Origin of the sequence: Stenotrophomonas sp. 278 (genome assembly GCF_003935715.1) — a bacterium.
GTDB classification, from domain to species: Bacteria; Pseudomonadota; Gammaproteobacteria; order Xanthomonadales; family Xanthomonadaceae; genus Stenotrophomonas; species Stenotrophomonas maltophilia_AH.
In genome coordinates, this window is record NZ_RHPP01000001.1 from 88,771 (window position 1) to 112,465 (window position 23,695).

Below are 23,695 nucleotides of genomic sequence, written 5' to 3' on the forward strand. Positions count from 1 at the left end.
GAGCAGATGCTGCTCGCGCGTCGGGACGTGTGCGATGATGCGCTTTCCCGCTCTGGGCTGGGGTCATCGGAGAATGTTCATGCGTGTTTGCCGTTTGAAGGTGTTGGCGTGTGCCGCCGTCCTGATGAGCCTGGCCGCACCGGCACTGGCGCAGCGCGCCGTGGAAGGCGATCTGCAGCAGCAGATGACGCCGTCGGAGTTCAAGGCGGCCGGATTGGACAAGCTCAGCCCGGCTGAACTGGCCGCGCTGAACGGGTGGTTGCAGGGCAAAGTTGCCGCCGTCACGGCTGACGTCCGTGAACAGACCCGCGAACAGGCGCGCGAGGAAGGCCGCCAGGAAGTGATCGGCAAGAACCGCGGCTTCTGGGATTTCGGCAGCAAGGAGCCGATCGTCAGCACGCTGCAGGGCGACTTCCGCGGCTTTGGCAAAGGCCAACGCTACATCCTCGCCAACCAGCAGGAATGGGAGCAGAGCGACGACGTCAGCCGTTCCGGCTTCCGCAAGAGCAACCCGGCGGTCTCGATCACCCCCGGCCTGATGGGGGTCTGGTACATGGAGATCGACGGGGTCAACACCCGGGCCAAGGTCCGCCGGGTCAAGTAAACCGGCCCTGCGCCACGCACCGGCCCGGTGCGTGGCGCAGGCGCGTCACCCCTGCCGCAGTGCCGCCACCCGCTGGGCCAGCTTCTTGGCTGAGATGCCGGTTTTCGCCCCGAGTTCCTGGGCGAACAGTGATACCCGCAGCTCCTCCAGGTCCCAGCGCAGCGCCTGCCACTGCGCGCGTCCTCGCAGGCCACGCGCCTGCGCTTCGTCCAGCGCATCCAGGAACGGCCGCAGCTCCAGCATGCGCGCCTGGTCGCGCGGCGGATCACGCTTGGCGCGCTCGGTCCGCAGGATCATCGCGCGCAGGTAGCGCGGATAGTTGGCCAGTGCGTCGGCAGGTGTATCCCGCAGGAACCCGGGGTGTACCAGCGCGGCCAACTGCTGTTCCATGTCGTCCAGATTGCCCCGCGCCCAGCCCATCAACGGTGCCTCCAGTTGCGGCTTGAGTTCGGCGACATGGGCCAGGATCGATTCGGCCAGTTTCAGGCGCGCCATCGCCTCACCGAACAACGCCCGTCCGGCGGTGTCGCGCCGCTGCGCGAAAGCCGCCGGATCGCGGATGTCACCCAGGCCATCGGCCAGTACCGCGTTCAGCGCCGCATCCACCAGGTCGCCGCGCAGGCGCTCCTGCGACTCGATCGCCGCATAGAGCAGGCCGGTCTTGGGTGGAACCGGAAGCTGCTTGCGCGCCTGTTTCGCCTTCTCTGCCAGCGCAATGTCCAGCAGGCGCCGGACGCCACGCGGGTGTTGTTCGGCCGCTTCATTGCGGTCAGCGAAAATTCGCAGCGAGGCCGTCTCACCGGCATCCACCAGCGCCGGATAGGCGGGCACGCCGGCCTCTCCCGGCACCTGCAGCGGTATGGGCGTCGAAGGAAACTCGCGCAGCCCTTCGGCAGCCAGCGCCCGACCTGCACGGGCGGCGAACGCATCGCCTGCGCGCTCACCAAAGCGCGCACGCAGTGCCTCGAGGTCGCGCGATGTTGCAAGCAGTTTGCCCTGCCCGTCATACAGGCGCAGGTTCATGCGCAGATGCGGCTCCAGTGCCGCTTCATCGAAATCCGTGGCTGCGACCGTCGCACCCGTGGCGCGTGACAGGAACCGGGCCAGCTCGCCGCGCAGATCATCGGCGCTGGGCTGTGCATACGCTTCAAAGAAGGCACGCCCGAAATCCGGGGCGGGCACGTAGTTGCGCCGCATCGCCTTGGGCAGACTCCGGATCAACGCCGAGGCTTTGTCGGCCACGAATCCCGGAGCCAGCCACGACAGTCGCGCCGGATCCAGTGCGTTGAGCAGGTGCAGCGGTACATCCAGGCTGACCCCGTCGTCCTCGCTGCCCGGCTCGAAACGGTAGTGCAATGCGAGCCGCGCGTCGCCCAGCGGCAGATACTTCGGATACCGCTCGGCGTCACTGCCCTCGCCCGGCAGCAGGTCCGCCAGCGACCATGCCAGCGCATGGCGCTGCTCAGGTGGGAGACCTTTCCACCAGGTGTCCAGGCCGGTGGCCGAATGGATCTGCGCCGGAATGCGGTCCAGATACCAGCGCGCCTGCCAGTCCTCGTCTGCGACGATACCGGCACGACGCAGTTTGGCCTCTTCCTCGCGCGCCTGCTCCAGTACTTTGAGATTGTCGGCGACCACGCTGGCGCGCGTGTTGATCTCTCCCGTCACCAACGCCTGGCGTACGAAGATGTCGTGCGCCTCGCCCGGCGCGATGCGACCGTAATGCACAGGCTTCTTCGGGGCCAGCACCAGGCCGAACAGACTGATCTGTTCGGACGCCAGCACCTGTCCCTGCGCACGCGACCAGTGCGGGTCGAAGTGCTTGCGCAGCAGCAGATGCGGCAGTTCGGCAACCACCCAGTCGGGCTCGATCGCGGCCAGCGTCAAGCCCCACACCTTCTGCGTGTCGAGCAGCGTGGCGGCGAGCAGCCAGGGGGCAGGCTTCTTTGCCATCGCCGAGCCGGGGAAGGGCAGGAAGCGACGCTGGCGCGGGGCCAGGAAGTCTCCCTTGTCGCTGCGATGGCCAATCTGTGTCGGCAAGCCCGCAATCAGCGCACGGTGCAGGGTCTGGTAGGCCGCCGCGCGGGTACGTTCGCTGAAGCCGCCACGCTCTTCACGTTGCGAGTCCCGCTGCCCCCCCTGTAGAGCCGGGCTCTGTCCGGCTGCTGTCGCCGCGGACGGTGCCATCGCCACCGCCTTGCCTTCGCGGGCCAGACGGGCGGCGCGATGCAACTGTCCGCGCGTAGCCTTGGCTTTGGCTTCGTCGTCGCGCGCGGGCGCAGGGGCGGTCGAACCGGCCAGCAGCGGAGCCAGCATGCTGTCGGCCGGTTCTTCATTCCAGCCGAGCTCCTCGCACAGCACCCGCAGCTGGCGGTGCAGCTCGCGCCATTCCCGCATACGCAGGAAACCCAGGAAGTGGCGTTCGCACCAGCCACGCAGCTTGGACTGGGTCAGCTCCTCATGGGCCTGGCGATAGCCTTCCCACAGGCGCAGCACGCCCACGAACTCCGAGCGGCCATCGGCAAACAGCGCATGCGCGTTGTCCGCCGCTGCACGCGCCTCCGGCGGACGTTCGCGCGGGTCCTGGATGCCCAGGAAGGCCGCGATCACCAGCATCGGACGCAGGCAACCCTGCGCCTGCGCCGCCACCAGCATGCGCGCCAGTTTGACGTCCACCGGCAGCCGGGCCATCTGCCGACCGATCGGGGTCAGCCGGCGCTGGTCGTCAATGGCCCCCAGTTCACCCAGCTGCTGCCAGCCGTCGGCAATGGCGCGCTCGTCCGGCGCTTCCAGGAACGGGAAATCCTCGATCCGCCCCAGCCCCAGCTGCAACATGCGCAGGATCACACCGGCCAGGCTGGAGCGACGGATTTCGGGGTCGGTGAACTCCGCCCGCGAGAGAAAATCTGCCTCGGAGTACAGGCGGTAACACACGCCTTCGGAAACGCGGCCGCAGCGACCCTTGCGCTGGTTGGCGCTGGCCTGCGAGACCGCTTCGATATGCAGGCGGTCCAGCTTCTGGCGCGGGCTGTAGCGCTTGACCCGGGCCAGGCCGGGGTCGATCACGTAGCGGATCCGCGGCACGGTGAGCGAGGTTTCGGCCACGTTGGTGGCCAGCACGATGCGTCGCCGGCTGCCGGGGTTGAACACCATGTCCTGGTCTTTGACCGACAGCCGCGCATACAGCGGCAGCACTTCGGTCTCGCGGTATTTGCGCCGTTCCAGCGCCTGGTGCGCGTCGCGGATTTCGCGCTCGCCCGGGAAGAACACCAGGATGTCGCCGCGCGGGTCGGTTCGCGTGATTTCGTCCACCGCCGCGACCAGCGCGTCATTGATCGTGCGCTCGCCGTCGCGGCCACCTTCGACTTCGCTACCGCCCTCGCCTTCCAGCGGCCTGTAGCGCACCTCGACCGGGAACGTGCGGCCTTCGACACTGATGACGGGCGCGTCGTCGAAATGCTGCGCAAAGCGCGAGGTATCAATGGTCGCCGAGGTGACGATCAGCTTGAGGTCCGGGCGCTTCTTCAGCAGCTGTTTGAGATAACCCAGCAGGAAATCGATGTTGAGGCTGCGCTCATGCGCTTCATCGACGATCAGCGTGTCGTACTGCGACAGCCAGCGGTCGCTGCTGATCTCGGCCAGCAGGATGCCGTCGGTCATGAACTTGATGCGGGCGTCATCGCCCACGCGGTCGGTGAAGCGCACCTGGTAGCCGACGGTCGTGCCCAGCTCCGATTGCAGCTCCTGGGCCACACGGGTGGCCACGGCGCGTGCGGCAATCCGCCGCGGCTGGGTGCAGCCGATCATGCCAGCCACGCCGCGGCCTGCGGCCAGACACAGCTTCGGCAGCTGGGTGGTCTTGCCCGAGCCGGTCTCACCGGCGATGACCACGACCTGATGCTCGCGGATGAGTGCGGTGATGCGCTCGGCTTCACGCGCAATGGGCAGGCTGTCATCCAGACTGATCGCCGGCTGGCTGAGCGCCCGCGCCTGCCGGCGCTGGACCGAGGCCTGCAGGGCCTGCTCGAACGTTGACGCCAGATTGGCATCACCGGGCTTGCTGCGCAGGCGCGAGAGCAATCCGAGCAGGCGGCCCCGGTCGCGGCTCATGGCCCCATCAATGGCGGTCTGCTGCTGGCGCAGCGCGGAGGCGTCGGATGTGTTGATAGCTGCCATGAATCGAATCAATTGAAAACTTGAGTACTACTAGAAGGTTAGTCTGATCTATTGTGAAGGCCATCCCATCCACCAGGAGGACATCCCCATGGCAAAGACCAAGACCCCGGCAAAACCCAAGACCGCCAAGCAGAAGCTGGCCGCAGCGGCTCCGTCGGCCCCCAACATCGATATCGGGATCAAGGAGGGCGATCGCAAGAAGATCGCCGACGGCCTGGCCCGCTTCCAGGCTGACGCGTTCACGCTCTACCTGAAGACCCACAACTTCCACTGGAACGTGACCGGTTCGATGTTCAACTCGCTGCACACCATGTTCGAGACCCAGTACACCGAACAGTGGGCGGCCCTGGACGACGTGGCCGAGCGCATCCGCGCCCTGGGCTTCAACGCCCCGGGCTCGTACCGCGAGTTCGCTGCCCTGACCTCGATTGCCGAGGAGCCGGGCCTGAGCGACAGCGCCGACTGGCGTGAAATGGTACGCCAGTTGGTCGCCGCGAACGAGGCCGTCTGCCGCACCGCCCGCCACGTCCTGGACGTCGCCGACGACGCCGACGACGCCCCCACCGAGGACCTGATGACCCAGCGCCTGCAGACCCACGAAAAGTACGCCTGGATGCTGCGCTCTTTGCTCCAGTGATGTCACCGACGGCAGTAGCGTCTTCGCTCTGAGGTCATGCGTTACCGCAAGTTGGGCGTTTCCCGGCCGTCGTCTGTCGACCGACGCTACCGGGCCGGCGAACGGTTTTGCGGTCTCCTGTGGCCACCGACCCGCTGTCAAGACGGGTCGGGGTGGGCTGGAGGGGGCACGAGCCGCATGGATGCGGCGATGAGCTTACATGGACGTACTTGCAGCGTCCCCCGGAACGCCCGCCCCGGCCCGCCAAGCCAGGAAAGCCGTGAACATCGGCTGTTCGCCAAGAACCAACAGCAGCCGGGCAAGCCCGGCTCTACGTAGAGCATGTCACCGACTGGAACATGGGGCAAAGGCGGACAGGGAAGAGAGCCAAGGAACCGGTAAACTAACCGGATGTCCTCCCGCCCCGCGCACGACCTGCTCAACCGCGTCTTTGGCTACGACGATTTCCGCGGTCCGCAGCAGGCGATCGTTGAACATGTCGCGGCCGGTAATGATGCGCTGGTGCTCATGCCCACCGGCGGCGGCAAGTCACTGTGCTACCAGGTGCCCTCGCTGCTGCGTGACGGCACCGGCATCGTCATTTCGCCACTGATCGCACTCATGCAGGACCAGGTGGAGGCCCTGCGCCAGCTTGGCGTGCGTGCCGAGTACCTGAATTCCACGCTGGATGCCGAGACTGCTGCCCGGGTCGAGCGTGAGCTGCTGTCCGGTGAACTGGAGCTGCTGTACGTGGCCCCGGAGCGCCTGCTGACCGGCCGCTTCCTGTCACTGCTCGCGCGCAGCCGCATTGCCCTGTTCGCCATCGACGAGGCCCATTGCGTCTCGCAGTGGGGGCATGATTTCCGCCCGGAGTACCGCCAGCTCACCGTCCTGCACGAACGCTGGCCCGACATCCCGCGCATCGCGCTTACCGCCACTGCCGATCCGCCCACCCAGCGCGAGATCGCTGAACGCCTTGACCTGACCAACGCGCAGCACTTCGTCAGCTCGTTCGACCGCCCCAACATCCGCTACACCGTTGTCCAGAAGGACAACGCCAAGCGGCAGCTGCTCGATTTCCTGCGCGGGCATCGCGACGAGGCCGGCATCGTCTACTGCATGTCCCGGCGCAAAGTCGAGGAAACCGCCGAGTTCCTGTGCGCCCAGGGCATGAATGCCCTGCCCTACCACGCCGGTCTGCCTGCCGAGGTCCGCGCCGACAACCAGCGTCGATTCCTGCGCGAGGACGGCATCGTCATGTGCGCCACCATCGCCTTCGGCATGGGCATCGACAAACCCGACGTACGCTTTGTCGCCCACACCGACCTGCCCAAGTCGATGGAAGGCTACTACCAGGAAACCGGCCGCGCCGGACGCGACGGCGAAGCCGCCGAGGCCTGGCTGTGCTATGGGCTGGGCGATGTGGTACTGCTCAAGCAGATGATCGAGCAATCCGAGGCCGGTGAAGAGCGCAAGAATCTCGAACGCGCCAAACTCGACCACCTGCTGGGCTACTGCGAATCCATGCAGTGCCGCCGCCAGGTGCTGCTGGCCGGCTTCGGCGAAACCTATCCGCAACCCTGTGGCAACTGCGACAACTGCCTGCAGCCTCCCGATGCCTGGGACGCCACCATTGCCGCGCAGAAGGCGCTGAGCTGCGTGTATCGCAGCGGCCAGCGTTTCGGCGTCGGCCACCTGATCGACATCCTGCGTGGCGGCGACAACGAGAAGATCCGCCAGTTCGGCCACAGCGAGCTCAGCACCTACGGCATCGGCAATGACCTCGACGCCCGGACCTGGCGCAGCGTGTTCCGTCAGCTGGTGGCCGCCAGCCTGCTGGAAGTGGACAGCGACGCCTACGGTGGCCTGCGCCTGACCGACGCCAGCCGCGACGTCCTGAAGGGGCGGCGCAAGGTAATGATGCGCCGGGACCAGGCCCCCACCCGCGAACGCGAACGCAGCGGCCAGCGCACCGGTTTGTCGGTGCTGCCGCAGGACCTGGCCCTGTTCAACGCCTTGCGCGGCCTGCGTGCCGAACTGGCGCGCGAGCAGAACGTACCCGCCTTCGTCATTTTCCACGACAGCACCCTGCGCAACATTGCCGAACAGCGCCCCACCAGCATCGACGCACTCGGCCGGGTGGGCGGCATCGGCGGCAGCAAACTGGCCCGCTACGGCAACCGGCTGATCGAGATCGTCCGCGAAGAAGGCTGATGGCACCTGTCGGACACAGCTCCAGAGTTGAACCGCGCGTTCAGGCGCAGGTGCACCCGTCCGGGTTTGCTGCCAAGATGCCGTTCATGTCGCCCGGTGGCCTGCTCCTGCGCGTGGTTCTGATCCTCAGCCTGTTGTTCAACGGGCTGAACGTCGGCATGGCCGCGCCCATGGCGCTGGCTCTGCTGCCCGCCGCCCCGGTCGAGCACGGCCAACCGCCCTGCCACAGCCAGGCTACGGCGCACCACGCGGAGCCGGCGGCGGATCACGGCACTGGCCACCACGCCTCGACACCGCACGAGGGCGACCACTGCCAGCTCAAGGACTGCCTGCGCAACTGCGCCCAGCAGCCCAGCCTGACCGCGCAGGTGCTGTGGCTGCCTACGCCCCCGCCCATCGCCCTGGCCCCGCTGGGTGAGGTGCGCGCTTCGCTTCCGGCCCCGCCGCTGGACCGCATCAGCCGTCCTCCCATCGTCTGAAGTCCTCTCCGCAGTTACCTGCGTGATCGGACACCGCCCCGTGCGCGTGTCCTGACGGCACCTGTGCGTGCCTTTCCGATCCAGATTGGAGTTTCCATGCGTCATCCTTCCTCCCCGGGCCAGGGATTACCCGCGCTGCCCTCGCGCCGCCTGTTCGTGCAGGGTCTGGCGGCAGGCGGTGTCGTCGCTGGCCTGTCCGCCGCCCTGCCCAACCGTGCGCTGGCGTCAGCGCCGCAACCCGCCACTGTCCCTCAGGTGCTCACCGGCACCGCGTTCCAGCTGCGCATTGGCGAATCGCTGGCCAACTTCACCGGCCGCACCCGCCCTGCCATCACCGTCAACGGCAGTCTGCCGGCCCCGATCCTGCGCTGGCGCGAAGGCGATACCGTGCACGTGCGGGTGGCCAACACACTGCAGGCGCACCCGACCTCGATCCACTGGCACGGCATCCTGCTGCCGGCCAACATGGACGGCGTACCCGGCCTGAGCTTCAACGGCATCGCGCCCGGCGAGGCCTACGACTACCGCTTCACCCTCAAGCAGTCCGGCACCTACTGGTACCACAGCCATTCGATGTTCCAGGAACAGGCGGGGCTGTACGGCGCACTGATTGTCGACCCGCTGCAACCGGCTCCCTACCGGTACGACCGCGAGCACGTGATCATGCTGTCGGACTGGACCGACATGGACCCGGGCGCGCTGTTCCGGCGCATGAAGAAGCTTGCCGAGTACGACAACTACTACAAGCGCACGCTGCCTGACTTCCTGCGCGATGTGCGACGTGACGGCTGGGCCGCAACGACCGCCGACCGCGGCATGTGGGGACGCATGCGCATGACCCCCACCGACATCTCCGACATCAACGCCCACACCTATACCTACCTGCTCAATGGCACGGCGCCGGCAGGCAACTGGACCGGACTGTTCCGCAGTGGCGAAAAGGTGCTGCTGCGCTTCATCAATGGCGGCTCGATGACCTACTTCGACGTGCGCATTCCCGGTTTGAAGATGACCGTGGTTGCGGCCGACGGCCAGTACATCCATCCGGTCAGCGTCGATGAGTTCCGCATAGCACCCGCTGAAACCTTTGACGTGATCGTCGAGCCCAGCGGCCAGGACGCCTACACGGTGTTCTGCCAGGACATGGGCCGCACCGGCTACGCCGCCGGCACGCTGGCCGTTCGGCACGGCCTGCAGGCCCCGGTACCCGCGCGTGATCCGCGCCCCCTGCTGACCATGAGTGACATGGGTCATGACATGGACCATGGCATGGATCACGGCGCGCATGCCATGAAGGGCATGGAGGGTGGCTGCGGTGCACACATGGGCCATGCCGCGCACGGTGCAGCCGACAGCAAGGCACCGCGCCATGCGCCCAGCGAAGACAACAACCCGCTGGTCGACATGCGCAGCAACGCGACCGATCCGAAGCTGGATGATCCGGGCATCGGGCTGCGCGACAACGGACGAACAGTGCTGACCTATGGTGCCATGCACAGCCTGTTCGAGGATCCGGACGGGCGCGAGCCGAGCCGCGAGGTCGAACTGCACCTGACCGGACACATGGAAAAATTCAGCTGGTCCTTCGACGGCATCCCCTTCGCCGGTGCCGAGCCCCTGCGCCTGAACTACGGCGAGCGGATGCGCATCGTGCTGGTCAACGACACCATGATGCAGCACCCCATTCACCTGCATGGCGTGTGGAGCGACCTGGAGAATGCCGACGGTGAGTTCCAGCTGCGCAAGCACACCATCGACATGCCCCCCGGCACCCGTCGCAGCTACCGCGTGCGCGCCGACGCACTCGGTCGTTGGGCCTACCACTGCCACCTGCTGTACCACATGGAAGCAGGCATGATGCGCGAAGTGAGGATCGAGGAATGAGTCGGAAACTTACTCGCTGCAGCCTCAGCACTGTCCTGCTGATGGCCGTCGCGCCCGCGTGGGCGCAGTCACATGCCGGCATGGATCATTCGAAGATGGATCACGCCACGATGGACCATGCAGGCATGGATCATGCCGCCATGGGCCATGGTGCCCCCCATGACGATCTACCCCGCGAACCGATTCCCGAGATCACCGATGCGGACCGTGCCGCGGCCTTTCCACCGATCGATCACGGCGCAATGGAACATGCACCGGACCTCCACAGCCTGCTGCTGATCAATCGTCTGGAGGGTTGGGACGGGAAGCACGGCACTGGCCAGGCCTGGGAGGCCAGCGGCTGGGTCGGCAGCAACATCAACCGGCTGTGGCTGCGCAGCGAAGGTGAGCGTAGCGGTGGACGGACCGAAGCAGCCGACGTGGAGGTGCTGTACGGTCGCAGCGTGTCGCCGTGGTGGGATGTTCTGGTCGGAGTAAAGCAGGACTTCCGCCCGGCCGATTCACGGACCTGGGCCGCATTCGGTGTACAGGGGCTGGCCCCGTACAAGTTCGAGACCTCGGCAACGGCGTACGTCGGGGAAGGCGGACAGGTAATGGCCACGGCCGAAGTCGAGTACGAACTGCTGCTCACCAACCGGCTGATCCTGCAGCCGCTGGTGGAAGCAACCATGGCTGCCAAAGACGAGCCCGAACGTGGCATTGGCAGTGGCCTGAACAAGGTGGAAGCCGGCCTGCGCCTGCGCTACGAATTCAGCCGCCGCTTCGCACCGTACGTCGGTATCAGCCATGAGCGCCTGTTTGGCGATACCGCCGACTACCACCGCGCAGCCGGCGAAGACCTGCGTGATACACGCTGGGTCGCCGGTGTGCGGGTGTGGTTCTAGGGACGATAGGGTGCCGGCCAATGGCCGGCACTACCGATCATCGCGTGATGTAGAGCCGGGCTCTGCCCGGCTGGCTCCATCAGAAATCGAAGATGTCAGAAAGAAAGCTCTCTTTCTTCTTCCGATACCCACCGTGCTGATCACCATAATGCTGCTGCCCGAGGTGACGGGTATCGCGGTGCCGCACTTCCGGCGGCGGCGGCGGCGGAGTAGCGGCGCGAACCGGTGCCGGCGCTGCGGCGGCCGCCGAGCGCTCGATGATCTTGTCCAGCTCGCCCCGGTCCAGCCAGACCCCGCGACACTGCGGGCAATAGTCGATTTCGATGCCCTGGCGCTCGGACATCACCAGCGCCTGGGTGGTGCAGACGGGACACTGCATGGGTGAACTCCTGTATTCAATATCTGTTCAATCCCTGACTTTACCTGCCGCCAGCTGACCAGCTGACAACGACCCGGACCCACGTAACGATGCCGTAATGAGGTTTCCTGCACGATTTCCTCACTGGCGCAGCGGCGATACTTGCGCGCCTTTCGCCACCTGCCTGCAGGAAAAACGCTCCATGTTGCTGTCCAAGCACCACCCCGTCCCCCGCGTACTTCTGGTTGAAGACAGCGAAGACACCCGCGAGCTGAGCCGCCTCACCCTTGAGAGCCAGGCCTGCGAAGTCGCCGCAGTAAGCACCGCAGAGGCTGCGCTCGGCCTGCTGCGCGCCGGGGAGCGCTTCGACCTGGTGTTCACCGACGTGTGCCTGGGTGGGGTCAGCGGCCTGGAGGCGGCCCACCTGATCCAGCAGTACCAGCCGGGCCTGCCGGTTCTGGTCACCTCGGGCCTGCCGCAGGCCGAGGTTCTGCCCCAGCTGACCGGTGCAATGCGTTTCCTTCCCAAGCCGTACACCATGAGCGAACTGCTGGACGCCATCCGCGAGACCCTGCAGCCGCCCCTGGCGGCTTGAGCCCCCGCCACACGGCAACCGCCGTTCACCGGCTGATGCTCCTCGTAGAGCCACGCCCAGCGTGGCTTCGCGGTGGTCGGCTACTCCATGTTGTGCAGCCGCGCAGGGCGTGGCGCTACGCCGGCTTGCGGCAGCTCAGACGGGTGCCGTAGAACGCCAGCGTCACTTCGCCCTGATGCTCCCAGAACTCCACCCCTTCGCGGGTGTAACGCGCGCCGCTGGCGGCCGGTGCCAGGAACGTGATGGCCTGGTCCTTGCCCAGGCGAATGACCGCCGCGTTCGGCTCGATCTCGTTGTAGAAGGTCACGGCCAGCGGCTTGTCGCTGCCCTCGCAGACGAAGTTGACCGTTGCAGGTGCCGGGCCGGGTGTGTTGGCGATCTGCAGTTCAACGATGCGCGTCTGGTAGGCCTCGACCAGACAACGCCTTGCATCCACGGCTTGCCAGCACGCATCGCGCCCCTTTACCCACCCGCGCTGCTCGGCGGCGATATCCAACTCATCCGGGCTGGTCTGGGCGGCCTTGTAAAGCTCAGCCAGCCGCCGATCCAGGGCTGACAGTTCCGCATCGTTGCAGACCTGGGTTTCCGCGTCGGAACGGGCCTGGTTGCAGTCGAATGATGGACCTTGCGCGGGGGCAGGCGCGGGTGCGGGTGCGGGTGCAGCAGCCGGGGTCGTCGATTCCGCCGCTGCAGGCGGCTGCGCGGAGGGTTCCGCTGGAGTGGGTTCGGGCTTGGAGCACGCCACCAGCACAAGTGCGGCCAGGCTCAGCAGAAGGGGACGTTTCATGGGAGCTCCAGCACCCTGACGAGAGCCCCATTCTGCCCGCCCCCACGTCCATACCACGTAGAGCCGCGCCGAAGCAGGAGCGACGCGGCCGTAAGGATGAACGCGTCGCCACGCGCCCGAGAAATGACTGGGGGAATTCCGTAGAGCCGGGCTTGCCCGGCTGAAGTTGCACGGACACCACCAGCCGGGCAAGCCCGGCTCTACCAAGGCCCCCGTCACACGCTGCAATCGGCGCGACGCTTCTCCGGCAGCACTTCAATACTCCCCACGGCCAACTGCTCCAGCACCGCCTCCGGGCCGCGACGGCTGACCCACCCCAGCCCTTCGCGCGCCGCCGATGCATCATGAATGCGGTCAATCACCGGCAGCGCCCAACCACGCCGGTCGTATTCGGCCAGCCACTGCGGGCAGCGCAGCGCCAACACCTCCCGCGGGCTAGTGACCAGCGCGTCGCAATCGGCACGCTGGAACGGGGTACTGCCACTGACGATGTAGCGCTGGAACGCCGGCCCACTGTTGGTCAGCGCGGCCACATGCGCATCAGCCACATCGCGTACGTCCACACCACGGTGCAGTCGATACATCAGCATCCGGTCGGGCGTTTCCGGGAAGCAGCGCGACATGCGGATCACCCGCACCTGGAAGTCCTCGCCCGCCATCTCTTCCAGCGCCTGCTCGGCGGCCAGCTTGGAGCGGTGATACACGGTCCGGGGTTGCGGCACGGTCTGCTCATCCACCCAGGTGCACTGCCCCGGCGTAATGGCATGTCCGTACAACGCCGTCGTGCTGGTAAACACCATCCGGCGCACGCCCGACTCGCGTGCAAGGCGGGCCACGGTCTGGGTGCCCTCCACGTTGATTCGTTGGAACTCGCTGTCGCTGTGCAGCCCCACGTGTGGGGCATGCAGCGCGGCCGCATGGATCACCGCATCCACGCCTTTCAACGTAGCGGCCAGCAGCCGCGTATCGGTGACATCGCCGACATGGCGCGTGGTCGCAAACGGACTGCGGTCGACCCCGATCACCTCGTGGCGCGCGGCCAGCGCACCGTAAATGGCGCGTCCGACCCTGCCTGAACTTCCTGTCAGAACAATCTTCACTGTGGTGCATCTATCAGCGCCCGGGAGCTACCGGGATGGGGCGATTGTAGCGACCCCGAGGGGCAGTGAACCGGCATTGCAGCACACTCCGCAGCGGTCGGGATGCGCCCGCGTGAGATGCTGGCGCTGCGCCCCGCCGCACTGGATTCCACGCTCGCCGACAAGAGCCTGCTGCAGGCCCACTGATGATCGGCGGCTGGGCGATACTGCTGCTGGTTCTGCAGGGCGTTGCCGTCGCCCTGGGGCCGGTGGTTCAGCAGCCCGTTGAGCGCGGCCAGCCGGGGAGGCCCGCCTTGCCCTGGCACTTCTTGTTGCCGGCCATGCATTTCCTCCACTACCCTCTGACATCAATCAATCAGATGGAGCTGCTTGCAGATGGCCAGGAGGCACCCCAGGCGTGTTCGTGGAAGCGTCGCCGCTTTGCTGCTGATTGCAGCCGGGAGCGCTCTGCACGCAAGTGCTGCAGACGACAATCTTACCCGCATGCAAACGCAGGAAAAGGCCGCGTCGGAGTTCAGACTGCTGATAATGGAAGCCAACCGTTCGCAGGACCGGTCGAAGCTTGACAGTGAACAGGCCATGGCACTGGTCCGCACTATTTCAGATCAGAAGTACCTGCTGGATGAGCCGACGTACACGGTCGCGGACATGGAGCATATGCCTGGACTGTGCCTGCATGTCACCAGCACAAGCATGTCCATCATGACATTCGGGATTGACCCGGCAGACCTGCCTTCGCAGAAGGATGCCGCATACTGGAAGAAGGTGAACCAGCAGGTGACGGCAAACCTGAAGCACCACGAGCTACAGATGTTGCAGCTTATGCCGTTCATGCTGCGCTGCATGCAGCCAATGGTCGTGGTGGCAGATCAGTATTTGTCGTCCGTCGAAGCGGCTGGGTTGAGCACCCAGCAGCGCAAAAGCCTGACCGCGATGCGTACCGGCATCTCCGGGGGGATCATGGCTTCGGTGGATTCGATCGAGGACGCTGGCGATCTTCCCGCGCTGCGCTCTGTTCTGGTCGAGACCTTGGCAGACGTCGCGCCAACCTATGCAGGCATGCTGCCGGTGAAGGATCGCCCCATGATTGCCGAGCGCATCCGTGCTGCCAGGCAGGAGGTTGAATCAAGGCATCTACCTCTGCTGGAGAAGGCAGCTGAGGCATTTTCCGATGAGCGCTGTGATGCACTCTGCAGGTACTGAGCGGCCGCGCGCGCCACGATGGCATTCGCAGCCAGGCACTGAATCGCCCTCTTGCAAGGGCATGAAAAAGGCGCTCCAAGAGCGCCTTGAATCATTGAAGCAACTGGTGGGCCGTGAAGGATTCGAACCTTCGACCAAAAGATTAAAAGTCTTCTGCTCTACCGACTGAGCTAACGGCCCGTTGCTGCCCCAGGCTTTGCGCCGGGGGTGCGCATTCTAACCCACTTTGGCGGCCTGTCACACCCGCCGTGTGAACCCGGGCTCAGACGTAACGGGTCGGGTCGGCCACGCCGGCGTCGGCAAAGCCCTGCGCGCGCAGGCGGCAGGCGTCGCAGTGGCCGCAGGCACGGCCTTGTTCGTCGGCGTTGTAGCAGGACACGGTCAGGCCGAAATCGACGCCCAGGCGCACGCCTTCGCGCACGATGTCGGCCTTGCTCAGGAACTGCAGGGGCGCGTGCACCTGGATGCCCGCCCCTTCCACGCCGGCCTTGGTGGCCAGGTTGGCCAAGGTCTGGAAGGCCTGGATGAACTCCGGGCGGCAGTCCGGGTAGCCGGAGTAATCCACCGCGTTGACGCCGCAGAAGATGTCGCTTGCCCCCAGCACCTCGGCCCAGCCCAGCGCCACCGACAGCATGATGGTGTTGCGCGCCGGCACGTAGGTGACCGGGATGCCCTCGCCGCCCGCTTCAGGCACGTCGATGTCATCGGTCAGGGCCGAGCCGCCAATGCTGCGCAGGTCCACGTTGACGGTCTTGTGCGCGACCACGCCGAGCGCCTTGGCCACGTTGGCGGCGGCGTCCAGTTCCGAGGTATGTCGCTGGCCATAGCGCACGCTCAGGGCGTGTACGGCGAAGCCCTGCTCACGGGCGATGGCAATGACGGCGGCGGAATCCATGCCGCCGGAAAGAAGCACGACTGCGTTCCTCATGAAATACATCCGGTGGGTTGTGGGGACCAGCACGCTGTCCCGCGCCGGGGGTACATCGAGGGAGCACGAGCGGGCTCAGCGGCCCGGCTCGTCATCCCACAATATTTTGTGCAGCTGCATCTGGAAGCGCACCGGCAGGCGGTCCTCCACGATCCAGTCGGCCAGCTGGCGCGGCGTGACCTGGCCCTTGCTGGGCGAGAACAGCACCATGCTGCGGTCGTTCAGTGCGTGCTCGCGGACCATGCCGCGCGCCCATTCGTAGTCCTCGCGGCTGCACAGCACGAACTTGATCTGGTCGCGGCGGGTCAGCAGCGGCAGGTTCTCCAGCCGGTTGCGGGCCACTTCGCCCGAGCCAGGGGTCTTCAGGTCCACCACCCGCGACACGCGCGGGTCCACCCCGCTGACGTCCAGCGCGCCGGAGGTCTCCAGCGAGACGTCCATTCCAGCGTCACACAGCTTTTCCAGCAGTACCAGGCAGCGTTTCTGCGCAAGGGGCTCACCACCCGTCACGCAGACGTGCTGGACGCCTTGGGCCAGCACCTCGGCGACGATATCGTCGATGTCCCACCAGGTGCCGCCGTGGAAGGCGTAGGCGGTGTCGCAGTAGGTGCAGCGCAGCGGGCAGCCGGTCAGGCGCACGAACACGCTCGGCCAGCCGGCGGCATCAGCTTCGCCCTGCAGGGAGGTGAAGATCTCGGTGATCTTCAGCCTGGGCAGGGGCGACTGCACGATGTCGCTGGGAAGCGCGGCGGCGGCGGCGGACGAGGTGGCGTTCATGAGCAGAAAACTTCGGAAACGGGCGCGGCCGGGCAGAGCCCGGCCATCATTCAATCAGACATTATACCGGCCTGGGCCGGCTGGGGCGTCAGCGGATCTGCTGGCCCAGCCGGATCGACTGCAGGCGGTCCTGCGCGGTGCGGGCGGCGTCTGAGCCGGGGTAGGTGCTGACGACCTGCTCCAGCGTTGCCTGGGCCTCGTCGACCTTGCCCTCGCCATACTGCGACAGACCGATCTTGAGCAGGCCGCCGGACGCCTTGTCGTGGGTCGGGTAGCGGGCAATGAGGTCGCGGAACTGCGCCTCTGCCTGCGGGAAATTGCGGATGGCGTAGTAGCTTTCACCCAGCCAGTACAGCGCGTTGGGGGTGTAGACGCCGTTCGGGTAGAGCTCGAGGAAGCTCAGGAACATCTGCGCCGATTCGTCATACTTGCCGGCCTTGAGCGAATCAAAGGCCACGTTGTACATGGTGCGCTCGTCGCCACTCGCCGCCAGGGCACCGGCATCGCCGTGCACGGACGGGGGTCGCTCGGTGGCGACCACAGGCGGTTTCGGTGCGACGGGCTTGGCAGCGGCCGGGGCGTTCGCGGCCGGGACGGCCGGAAGTGCAGGCGCAGCGCCGCCTTCCAGACGGTTCAGGCGACCATCCAGGTCCAGATACTGGTCCTGCGAGGTCTGCTTCAGCTGGGCGTTCTCGTGCTGGAGCTGCTCGATGCCGCTCTGCAGCTGCTGCACCTGCTGACGCAGGGCATTGATCTGGTTCAACAGGTCCTGGTTGGAGCTGTTGTTGTACATCTGCTGCTCGAGCGCGCCTACGCGGTCGGACAGGCTCTGCCGCTGGGCCTGCGCCGGTGCGGCAGCCACCAGGGCTGCCGCAACGACCAGCATCAGTTTGATGCCGATGCGCATGACTTACTGCGCGGTGTAGACGATTTCGACGCGACGGTTCTGCGACCAGCAGGACTCGGTCGATTCGGTGCAGACCGGACGCTCTTCGCCGTAGGACACGTCGGTCAGCTGCGAAGCCGAACCACCGTTGGCCTGCAGAGCCGAGTTCACGGCGGCGCTACGACGCTCGCCCAGGGCCTGGTTGTAAGCGCGCGAACCGCGTTCGTCGGTGTGACCCTGCAGGGTGATGCGCGAGGACGGACGGTCACGCAGGTACTTGGCGTGGCAGGCCATGATCGCCTGGAATTCCGACTTCACTTCTTCCTTGTCCAGGTCGAAGTACACCACGCGCTGGCGCAGGCAGGCGTCGGTGTCCAGGTCGCCCGGGCCGTACAGGCCGGAGGTCGACGGGCCGGTCGGCTGGGTGGCGGTGCCGGTGTCGACCGGCGCAGCCGGTTCTTCCTTCACCTTCTTGGAGCAACCGGCCAGGACGGCCACAGACAGCAGGGAGACAAGCAGAACGCGGGTGGACTTGTTCATAGAATACCTTTGAGGGCTAAAGCCGGATGAGGGGATGAATACGGGCGAATCTTAACACTCTGTTAGCGCTTTGTACGGTATGGCGACCAAGAAGGCTCACGAACATCGCCATCCGCCAGTACCAGCCGCTGGCGCACTCGCCCGTCAGCCGAAACTGCATACAAAACCCCACGTCCACCCTCGCGGGCGGCGTACAACACCATGCTCGCGTTGGGCGCGAAGCTCGGCGATTCATCGAGCGACCCGACGGACAGGGTGCTCCAGCGCGGTGAACCCAGGCTGCTGTCCATCATCGCGATCTTGTAGGTGTTGCCGCTGCCCTGGGCCATGACGATCTTCTTGCCGTCGTAGGACACGCTGGGGGTGGCGTTGTAATTGCCCTGGAAGGTCACGCGCGAGGCGCTGCCACCGCTGGAGGCCACCTGGTAGATCTGCGGGCGACCGCCGCGGTCGGAGGTGAAGTAGATGCTGCTGCCGTCGGCGCTCCAGGTCGGCTCGGTGTCGATGGCAAAGTGGTTGGTCAGCTGGGTCAGCTGCTTGCTGCCCAGGTCCATCACGTAGATTTCCGGGTTGCCGCTGCGCGACAGCGACAGCGCCAGGCGGCGGCCATCCGGGGAGAACGACGGGGCGCTGTTGATGCCGCGGAAGCTGGTGATCAGCTCACGGGCACCGGTGGTGATGTTCTGGATGTAGATGGCGGAATTGCCACGCTCGAAGCTGACGTAGGCCAGACGGTTGCCATCCGGGCTCCACGACGGGGACAGCAGCGGCTCGGCCGAACGCACGATGGTCTGCGGGTTGTAGCCGTCCGAGTCGGCCACCATCAGCGCATAGCGCATGGCCGCGCCCTTGCCGCTGGCGGTCACGTAGGCAATACGGGTCCAGAAGGCCCCACGCACGCCGGTGATCTTTTCATAGATGGCGTCGGCCATCTGGTGGGCCACATCGCGCATGGCGGTGCTGCGGGCGGTCATCGCCAGGCCCAGCAGGCGCTCGCCCTTGGGCACGTCGTACAGCTCGTATTCCACGCGGTACGCGCCGGCACCGGCGTCGAGCACGCGGCCGACCACGATGTAATTCTGCTTCAGCGCGCGCCAGGTGGCGAAATTGATCTCGCCGCCACGGGTCGGCTTTTCCAGGATCTGCTCGACCGGCAGGTTGCGGAACTGGCCGGAACGCTCCAGGTCGGCGCGGACCACGGCAGCGACGTCCGTTTCCGGGGCGGCAGCCGAGCCTTGGTAGGGCATCGGGACCACGGTGATCGGCGTGGCCGAGGCGTTGCCGCCGACGATGTCGATATCCAGACCGCGCTGTTGCGCGACGGCGGCGAAGGGCAGCAGTAGAGCCGCAAACACGGCAAACCAGCGAGGCATCTTCTTCATTGAGCGCTCAGTAAGAGAAAACCAATTACGAGGGATAACAGCAGTGCGGTGAACAGTTTCGCAATCATGAACCAACCGGGTGTGAAATCCGAGTGGTCAGCGGCTGTTTGATCACGTGTTGTTAACAGAAACAGGCGTCCAGGTTCGCATCATCAGCGCGACGGTACCTGAAACGTCAGCATCATCCAACGCTGAAAAACTGACTCAAACCCGCGGTACGGCAGCGGCTGCGCACGCAGCACGGCGGCTTCGATTGACGCCTTCCCCGCCTCGTCAAACTCGCAGTCCGCCGTGGCTGTCGCGCTGGCGATCGTCCCGCCCGGCAGTTGCACAACCTTGACCTCGCAGCGGGATCCGGGTTTCAGCGTCGCCGGGGCTATCCAGTTCGCCAGCACGCTCGAATGGATCGCCGCCACATACTCCGCCTCCAGGTCCGTGGAGGCCATGGAAACCGGACTGAATCCGGCAATCAGGCCCGCCAGCATCCATTTGCCAATCGAGGTCATCGGATATCAACGATCCTGGGCGGTAAAGGTAAAGTTGATCGTACGGGTATACACCGGCTCAAAGCCGCGGTACGGCAGCGGCTGGGCATTGAGCACCGCGGCCTCGATCGAGCGCTTGCCGGCCTCATCGAACGGACAACTGGGGCTGACCTTGGCCTGGAGCACGTTGCCGCCCGGAAGCTGGGTGATCGCAATCTGGCACTTCTGCCCCAGCGGCACCGAATCCGGTCGCTGCCACTGCGCCAGCACCTTCTGCTGGATCGCGGCGGCGTACTTGGCCAATAGGTCGTCGCTGGTACCACCTGCGCCCGCGGACGGCTGCGCAGCACCAGCGGACCCGCTGGTAGAGGCACCGGACGCCGCACGTGCGGCGGTGACCTGACGCAGCTTCTGCTCGGCCAGCTTGGCTTCCTTCTCAGCCGCCTCGCGGCGGCTGCGGATCTCGGCAATCTTCTTCTGCCGCTCCGCTTCCGCCTTGGCATCGTTGGCTTTCTGCGCCTCTTCGGCCAGCTTCTTCTGCTGCTCCGCCTCCTGCTGCTTGGCCAGCCGCGCCTTCTGCTCGGCCTCTTTCTGGCGTTCGCGCTCGGTCAGGTCGATCTGTTCCTGGCGACGCTTGGCTTCCTGCTCCTGCTTTTCCTTCTCCGCCGAGATCGCCATTGCGTTGACCGCGGCCTGGTCGACCTTGTCCGGCTGCGCAATGCGCTCCTGTGCCTGTTGCTGCTGCGGGCTCAGCGCGTCCTGCGGGCGCGGCTCGGGCAGCGGCTGTGGCGGTGGCACGGTGTCTTCTTCCACCGGCGTGGGCTGTTCCACCGGTTCGGGCAGGTCGGGCAGCTTCTCCGAGGCACGCAGCGCCTGCCGGGCCGCGGCCGCTTCCGACGCGGTCAGGGTCATGCTGGCTTCGAGCGCGGGATCGCCGACAGCGGCCTCGGTGTTGCGGTCCGGCGAGAACATCCAGCCGGCGATCAGCACCAGCGCCACCAGGATGTGCACGGCAACCGCCAGAACGACCGGCAATGCCCAGTCGTCTTCGGGGGAATGCGGCGGCGGCAGAACGTTAGTTTGCATCGGTCGCCAGACCCACCTTCTCCACGTTGGCGCGCTTGATCACGTTCATCGCGTCCACGACCTTTTCATAGGCCACCGCCTTGTCGGCGGCCACGATCACCCGCAGGTTCTTGTCCTGCGAAACCAGTGCGCCCAGCTGCGCCTGCAGCTGGGTGGCGTCGATCGGCTCAGGCTGCTTGGCGTCGGGCAGCTTGAGGCTGAGCTGGCCATCCAGGCGCACCGAGACGACCACCGGGTCCTGCTTGCTTTCCAGCGCCTTGGCCTGCGAACTGGGCAGGTCCACTTCAAAGCTCAGGGTCAGCAGCGGCGCGGTGACCATGAAGATGATCAGCAGCACCAGCATGACGTCGATGTAAGGAACGACGTTGATTTCGGATTTGAGCTTGCGGCGCTTGCGGCGGCCGATGGCAGCGGTCATATGGGAGCTCCTGTCTGCCGCGCTCAGGCGTCGTTCGAGGTCTGGCGCTGCAGGATCGAGCTGAACTCATCGGCGAAGGTTTCAAACCGCACCGACAGACGCTCGACCCGGGTGGTGAACCGGTTGTAGGCCCACACCGCCGGAATGGCCACGAACAGGCCGATGGCGGTGGCGAACAGCGCTTCGGAGATGCCAGGGGCGACCGAGGCGATACCGGCCTGCTCACCGCTGTTGATCATGTCGTGCATGGTCACCATGATGCCGAACACGGTGCCGACCAGGCCCACATACGGCGCGGTCGAGCCGATGTTCGCCAGCAGTTCCAGGTTGCGCTCGAGCTGGTCCACTTCGCGGGTGTAGGTGGTGCGCATGGCGCGCTGCGCCCCTTCCAGCTGGGCACGTGCGTCCAGGCGGCGACCTTCGCGCAGGCGGGTGAACTCACGGAAGCCGGACTCGAAGATGGCTTCCAGGCCGCCGACCTTACGGTTGCGGTCGGTGGCAGCGGTGTACAGCTTGCCCAGGTCCGCGCCGGACCAGAAGCGGCTTTCGAATTCGTCGGCCTGGCGGTTGGCCGCGCTGAACACGCGGGCCTTGCGGAAGATGATGATCCAGCTGATGAACGAGCCGGCCAGCAGCAGCAGGACGATGGCGATCACCGGCCAGCTGGCCTTGGTCATCAGTTCCCAATAATTGATGCCGCCGTGCGCGCCCGGCGCGACGGTCTGCGCTGCGGCGCTGGTCACTTCCTGCGGCAGTGCCTCGACCACGGTGGCCTGCAGGGCCAGGAGCGTTGCGATCATCCGGTGTTCCTCAGTATGCGGATTCTGGAAATTCGTAGGGTTTCAGCGCGGCATGCAGAACATCGTCCATGCCGCGTGGTTTGAATGTGGAAGCGTCCAATGCCGCGATCTTCACCTGCGCGGTCAGCAGCGTTTCATCGCCGCGACACACCGCCTGGCTGAACACCATGCTGGCGCGCTTGCACTGCACCAGCCGGGCACTCACTGCCAACGCGTCATCCAGCCGCGCCGGCTTGAGGAAGTCCATGCTCATCGAACGCACGGCAAACACCAGCCCGTGCTCGATGCGCGTGCGCTCCTGGCCGAAGCCAAGCGCCCGCATCCATTCGGTCCGCGCCCGCTCCATGAAGGCCACGTAGCGGGCGTGGTAGACCACGCCACCGGCGTCGGTATCTTCCCAATATATGCGTGTCGGCCAACTGAACCGGGGGTCAACAGCGTCACTGGCCATCCGGCACCTCGGCAAACAGGTCGGCGGGCGGGTGCTTCGGCTTCAGGCCCATGTGCCGATACGCCTTGTGGGTAGCCATGCGGCCGCGCGCGGTGCGCACCAGGAAGCCCTGCTGGATCAGATAGGGTTCGACCACGTCTTCCAGCGTGCCCCGTTCTTCCGACAGGGCCGCGGCCATGGATTCGACGCCTACCGGACCGCCATCGAAATAATCGATCAGGGTCTTGAGCATGCGCCGGTCGAGGTCATCGAAGCCTTCCGGGTCGACCTTGAGCATCTGCATGGCCGCCTGCGCCACGTCCTGGTCGATGTGCCCACCGGCCTTGACCTGGGCATAGTCGCGTACGCGCCGCAGCAGCCGGTTGGCAATGCGCGGGGTGCCGCGCGAGCGCCGTGCGATCTCGGCCGCGCCCTCGGCGGTGCAGTCGATGCCGAGGATGGTGGCCGAGCGGCGCACGATCCGGGTCAGCTCCTCGGGCGTGTAGAACTCCAGACGGTGCACGATGCCGAAGCGGTCGCGCAGCGGCGCGGTCAGCAGACCGGCACGGGTGGTGGCCCCGATCAGGGTGAAGGGCGGCAGGTCGATCTTGATCGAGCGGGCCGCAGGCCCCTCGCCGATCATGATGTCGATCTGGAAGTCTTCCATCGCCGGGTACAGCACTTCCTCGACCACGGGCGAAAGGCGGTGGATTTCGTCCACGAACAGCACATCGTGCGGCTGCAGGTTGGTCAGCAGCGCGGCCAGGTCACCGGCCTTCTCGATCACCGGGCCGGAGGTCACCCGCAGGGCCACCCCCAGCTCGTTGGCGATCACGTGGCTCAGGGTGGTCTTGCCGAGGCCGGGCGGCCCGAAGATCAGCACGTGGTCGAGCGCTTCGCTGCGCGCCTTGGCGGCCTCGATGTAGATCGACAGCTGCTCGCGCACGGGAGCCTGGCCGAGATAGTCGGCCATGCGCTTGGGGCGGATGCTGGCGTCGGTGCTGTCGTCCTCGCGGGTCGCGCCGGCACCGATGATGCGGTCGTCAGTCATCCCGCGATTATG

General features: G+C 66.1%; 23 protein-coding genes and 1 tRNA gene. 8 read left to right on the plus strand and 16 right to left on the minus strand.

All coding sequences use genetic code 11. The annotated features are described in order from the left end of the window. Positions 1-79 precede the first annotated feature (79 nt). Positions 80-604 (plus strand): hypothetical protein, encoded by a 525-nt coding sequence (locus EGJ34_RS00325; RefSeq protein WP_125357942.1) that lies wholly within the window; start codon positions 80-82, stop codon positions 602-604. Between the two features lie 45 nt (positions 605-649). Here EGJ34_RS00325 and hrpA read toward each other — a convergent pair whose 3' ends face one another. Beyond that, entirely contained in the window at positions 650-4,780 is a 4,131-nt protein-coding gene (hrpA, locus tag EGJ34_RS00330) for an ATP-dependent RNA helicase HrpA (protein WP_125357944.1), read from the minus strand. 88 nt (positions 4,781-4,868) lie between these two features. On the opposite strand from hrpA, the gene EGJ34_RS00335 reads away from it, so the two are divergent. The 5 genes from EGJ34_RS00335 to EGJ34_RS00355 all read left to right on the plus strand — a co-directional run bounded on the left by EGJ34_RS00335 (position 4,869) and on the right by EGJ34_RS00355 (position 10,857). After that, positions 4,869-5,417: a Dps family protein gene (locus tag EGJ34_RS00335; RefSeq protein WP_125357946.1), complete on the plus strand. Its 549-nt coding sequence runs from the start codon at positions 4,869-4,871 to the stop codon at positions 5,415-5,417. 390 nt (positions 5,418-5,807) lie between these two features. Further along, entirely contained in the window at positions 5,808-7,610 is a 1,803-nt protein-coding gene (gene recQ / locus EGJ34_RS00340; protein WP_125357948.1) for a DNA helicase RecQ, read from the plus strand. Continuing rightward, on the plus strand, positions 7,610-8,089 hold the full coding sequence (locus EGJ34_RS00345; RefSeq protein ID WP_260476852.1) for a CopL family metal-binding regulatory protein: 480 nt from the start codon (positions 7,610-7,612) through the stop codon (positions 8,087-8,089). The genes recQ and EGJ34_RS00345 overlap by 1 nt, the downstream gene beginning before the upstream one ends. Before the next feature lie 96 nt (positions 8,090-8,185). After that, positions 8,186-9,973, plus strand: a complete 1,788-nt coding sequence (locus EGJ34_RS00350; RefSeq protein WP_125357950.1) for a copper resistance system multicopper oxidase — start codon at positions 8,186-8,188, stop codon at positions 9,971-9,973. Beyond that, complete coding sequence (locus tag EGJ34_RS00355) at positions 9,970-10,857, plus strand: copper resistance protein B (protein ID WP_125357952.1); 888 nt, start codon at positions 9,970-9,972, stop codon at positions 10,855-10,857. Before EGJ34_RS00350 ends, EGJ34_RS00355 begins: the two co-directional genes overlap by 4 nt. Positions 10,858-10,936: 79 nt before the next feature. Here EGJ34_RS00355 and EGJ34_RS00360 read toward each other — a convergent pair whose 3' ends face one another. Further along, the gene (locus tag EGJ34_RS00360) at positions 10,937-11,236 is read right to left on the minus strand and encodes a zf-TFIIB domain-containing protein (protein WP_125357954.1); all 300 of its coding nucleotides are present in this window, start codon (positions 11,234-11,236) and stop codon (positions 10,937-10,939) included. A 181-nt stretch (positions 11,237-11,417) separates the two neighbouring features. Between EGJ34_RS00360 and EGJ34_RS00365 the strand changes: the two genes are divergently transcribed. Continuing rightward, positions 11,418-11,810, plus strand: a complete 393-nt coding sequence (locus EGJ34_RS00365; protein WP_125357956.1) for a response regulator — start codon at positions 11,418-11,420, stop codon at positions 11,808-11,810. A 115-nt stretch (positions 11,811-11,925) separates the two neighbouring features. Here the strand turns inward: EGJ34_RS00365 and EGJ34_RS00370 are convergent, their stop codons facing one another. Continuing rightward, positions 11,926-12,597: an MliC family protein gene (locus tag EGJ34_RS00370; RefSeq protein WP_125357958.1), complete on the minus strand. Its 672-nt coding sequence runs from the start codon at positions 12,595-12,597 to the stop codon at positions 11,926-11,928. A gap of 215 nt (positions 12,598-12,812) precedes the next feature. Next, entirely contained in the window at positions 12,813-13,697 is an 885-nt protein-coding gene (locus EGJ34_RS00375; RefSeq protein ID WP_125357960.1) for an NAD(P)-dependent oxidoreductase, read from the minus strand. Positions 13,698-14,117: 420 nt separating this feature from the next. On the opposite strand from EGJ34_RS00375, the gene EGJ34_RS00380 reads away from it, so the two are divergent. Then, entirely contained in the window at positions 14,118-14,900 is a 783-nt protein-coding gene (locus EGJ34_RS00380) for a hypothetical protein (protein ID WP_125357962.1), read from the plus strand. Positions 14,901-15,004: 104 nt separating this feature from the next. Here EGJ34_RS00380 and EGJ34_RS00385 read toward each other — a convergent pair. The 12 genes from EGJ34_RS00385 to ruvB form a co-directional block, all read right to left on the minus strand. Next, positions 15,005-15,080 (minus strand) — tRNA-Lys (locus EGJ34_RS00385). Between the two features lie 82 nt (positions 15,081-15,162). Beyond that, positions 15,163-15,828 carry a 7-cyano-7-deazaguanine synthase QueC gene (gene queC, locus EGJ34_RS00390; RefSeq protein ID WP_125357964.1) on the minus strand — a complete coding sequence of 222 codons (666 nt, stop codon included), beginning with the start codon at positions 15,826-15,828 and terminating at the stop codon, positions 15,163-15,165. A 75-nt stretch (positions 15,829-15,903) separates the two neighbouring features. After that, positions 15,904-16,605, minus strand: coding sequence for a 7-carboxy-7-deazaguanine synthase QueE (gene queE / locus EGJ34_RS00395; protein WP_125357966.1), 702 nt, complete (start codon positions 16,603-16,605; stop codon positions 15,904-15,906). 88 nt (positions 16,606-16,693) lie between these two features. Continuing rightward, positions 16,694-17,512, minus strand: a complete 819-nt coding sequence (gene ybgF, locus EGJ34_RS00400) for a tol-pal system protein YbgF (RefSeq protein ID WP_125357968.1) — start codon at positions 17,510-17,512, stop codon at positions 16,694-16,696. Between the two features lie 3 nt (positions 17,513-17,515). After that, complete coding sequence (gene pal / locus EGJ34_RS00405) at positions 17,516-18,031, minus strand: peptidoglycan-associated lipoprotein Pal (protein WP_125357970.1); 516 nt, start codon at positions 18,029-18,031, stop codon at positions 17,516-17,518. A 62-nt stretch (positions 18,032-18,093) separates the two neighbouring features. Then, positions 18,094-19,413: a Tol-Pal system beta propeller repeat protein TolB gene (gene tolB, locus EGJ34_RS00410; RefSeq protein ID WP_125357972.1), complete on the minus strand. Its 1,320-nt coding sequence runs from the start codon at positions 19,411-19,413 to the stop codon at positions 18,094-18,096. A gap of 152 nt (positions 19,414-19,565) precedes the next feature. Beyond that, the gene (locus EGJ34_RS00415) at positions 19,566-19,919 is read right to left on the minus strand and encodes a TonB C-terminal domain-containing protein (RefSeq protein WP_125357974.1); all 354 of its coding nucleotides are present in this window, start codon (positions 19,917-19,919) and stop codon (positions 19,566-19,568) included. Between the two features lie 6 nt (positions 19,920-19,925). Continuing rightward, complete coding sequence (tolA, locus tag EGJ34_RS00420; RefSeq protein ID WP_125357976.1) at positions 19,926-20,984, minus strand: cell envelope integrity protein TolA; 1,059 nt, start codon at positions 20,982-20,984, stop codon at positions 19,926-19,928. Continuing rightward, entirely contained in the window at positions 20,974-21,402 is a 429-nt protein-coding gene (gene tolR, locus EGJ34_RS00425; protein WP_125357979.1) for a protein TolR, read from the minus strand. The genes tolA and tolR overlap by 11 nt, the downstream gene beginning before the upstream one ends. A 23-nt stretch (positions 21,403-21,425) precedes the next feature. Then, positions 21,426-22,202, minus strand: coding sequence for a protein TolQ (gene tolQ / locus EGJ34_RS00430; RefSeq protein WP_125357981.1), 777 nt, complete (start codon positions 22,200-22,202; stop codon positions 21,426-21,428). A 10-nt stretch (positions 22,203-22,212) separates the two neighbouring features. Continuing rightward, a complete protein-coding gene (gene ybgC / locus EGJ34_RS00435) occupies positions 22,213-22,653 on the minus strand; it encodes a tol-pal system-associated acyl-CoA thioesterase (RefSeq protein ID WP_125357983.1) in 441 nt (146 codons plus the stop codon). Then, a complete protein-coding gene (gene ruvB, locus EGJ34_RS00440; RefSeq protein WP_125357985.1) occupies positions 22,643-23,683 on the minus strand; it encodes a Holliday junction branch migration DNA helicase RuvB in 1,041 nt (346 codons plus the stop codon). Before ruvB ends, ybgC begins: the two co-directional genes overlap by 11 nt. Between the last annotated feature and the right edge of the window lie 12 nt (positions 23,684-23,695).

Excerpts from the sequence above, each read along its gene's own strand:
- EGJ34_RS00360 (WP_125357954.1), bottom strand. The coding sequence starts at position 11,236 with ATGCAGTGTCCCGTCTGCACCACCCAGGCGCTGGTGATGTCCGAGCGC.
- EGJ34_RS00415 (WP_125357974.1), bottom strand. The coding sequence starts at position 19,919 with ATGACCTCGATTGGCAAATGGATGCTGGCGGGCCTGATTGCCGGATTC.
- pal (WP_125357970.1), bottom strand. The coding sequence starts at position 18,031 with ATGAACAAGTCCACCCGCGTTCTGCTTGTCTCCCTGCTGTCTGTGGCC.
- ybgC (WP_125357983.1), bottom strand. The coding sequence starts at position 22,653 with ATGGCCAGTGACGCTGTTGACCCCCGGTTCAGTTGGCCGACACGCATA.
- tolB (WP_125357972.1), bottom strand. The coding sequence starts at position 19,413 with ATGAAGAAGATGCCTCGCTGGTTTGCCGTGTTTGCGGCTCTACTGCTG.
- EGJ34_RS00325 (WP_125357942.1), top strand. The coding sequence starts at position 80 with ATGCGTGTTTGCCGTTTGAAGGTGTTGGCGTGTGCCGCCGTCCTGATG.
- EGJ34_RS00365 (WP_125357956.1), top strand. The coding sequence starts at position 11,418 with ATGTTGCTGTCCAAGCACCACCCCGTCCCCCGCGTACTTCTGGTTGAA.
- EGJ34_RS00350 (WP_125357950.1), top strand. The coding sequence starts at position 8,186 with ATGCGTCATCCTTCCTCCCCGGGCCAGGGATTACCCGCGCTGCCCTCG.
- tolA (WP_125357976.1), bottom strand. The coding sequence starts at position 20,984 with ATGCAAACTAACGTTCTGCCGCCGCCGCATTCCCCCGAAGACGACTGG.
- EGJ34_RS00370 (WP_125357958.1), bottom strand. The coding sequence starts at position 12,597 with ATGAAACGTCCCCTTCTGCTGAGCCTGGCCGCACTTGTGCTGGTGGCG.
- ruvB (WP_125357985.1), bottom strand. The coding sequence starts at position 23,683 with ATGACTGACGACCGCATCATCGGTGCCGGCGCGACCCGCGAGGACGAC.
- queC (WP_125357964.1), bottom strand. The coding sequence starts at position 15,828 with ATGAGGAACGCAGTCGTGCTTCTTTCCGGCGGCATGGATTCCGCCGCC.
- EGJ34_RS00345 (WP_260476852.1), top strand. The coding sequence starts at position 7,610 with ATGGCACCTGTCGGACACAGCTCCAGAGTTGAACCGCGCGTTCAGGCG.
- tolR (WP_125357979.1), bottom strand. The coding sequence starts at position 21,402 with ATGACCGCTGCCATCGGCCGCCGCAAGCGCCGCAAGCTCAAATCCGAA.
- recQ (WP_125357948.1), top strand. The coding sequence starts at position 5,808 with ATGTCCTCCCGCCCCGCGCACGACCTGCTCAACCGCGTCTTTGGCTAC.
- tolQ (WP_125357981.1), bottom strand. The coding sequence starts at position 22,202 with ATGATCGCAACGCTCCTGGCCCTGCAGGCCACCGTGGTCGAGGCACTG.
- ybgF (WP_125357968.1), bottom strand. The coding sequence starts at position 17,512 with ATGCGCATCGGCATCAAACTGATGCTGGTCGTTGCGGCAGCCCTGGTG.
- EGJ34_RS00355 (WP_125357952.1), top strand. The coding sequence starts at position 9,970 with ATGAGTCGGAAACTTACTCGCTGCAGCCTCAGCACTGTCCTGCTGATG.
- hrpA (WP_125357944.1), bottom strand. The coding sequence starts at position 4,780 with ATGGCAGCTATCAACACATCCGACGCCTCCGCGCTGCGCCAGCAGCAG.
- queE (WP_125357966.1), bottom strand. The coding sequence starts at position 16,605 with ATGAACGCCACCTCGTCCGCCGCCGCCGCCGCGCTTCCCAGCGACATC.
- EGJ34_RS00335 (WP_125357946.1), top strand. The coding sequence starts at position 4,869 with ATGGCAAAGACCAAGACCCCGGCAAAACCCAAGACCGCCAAGCAGAAG.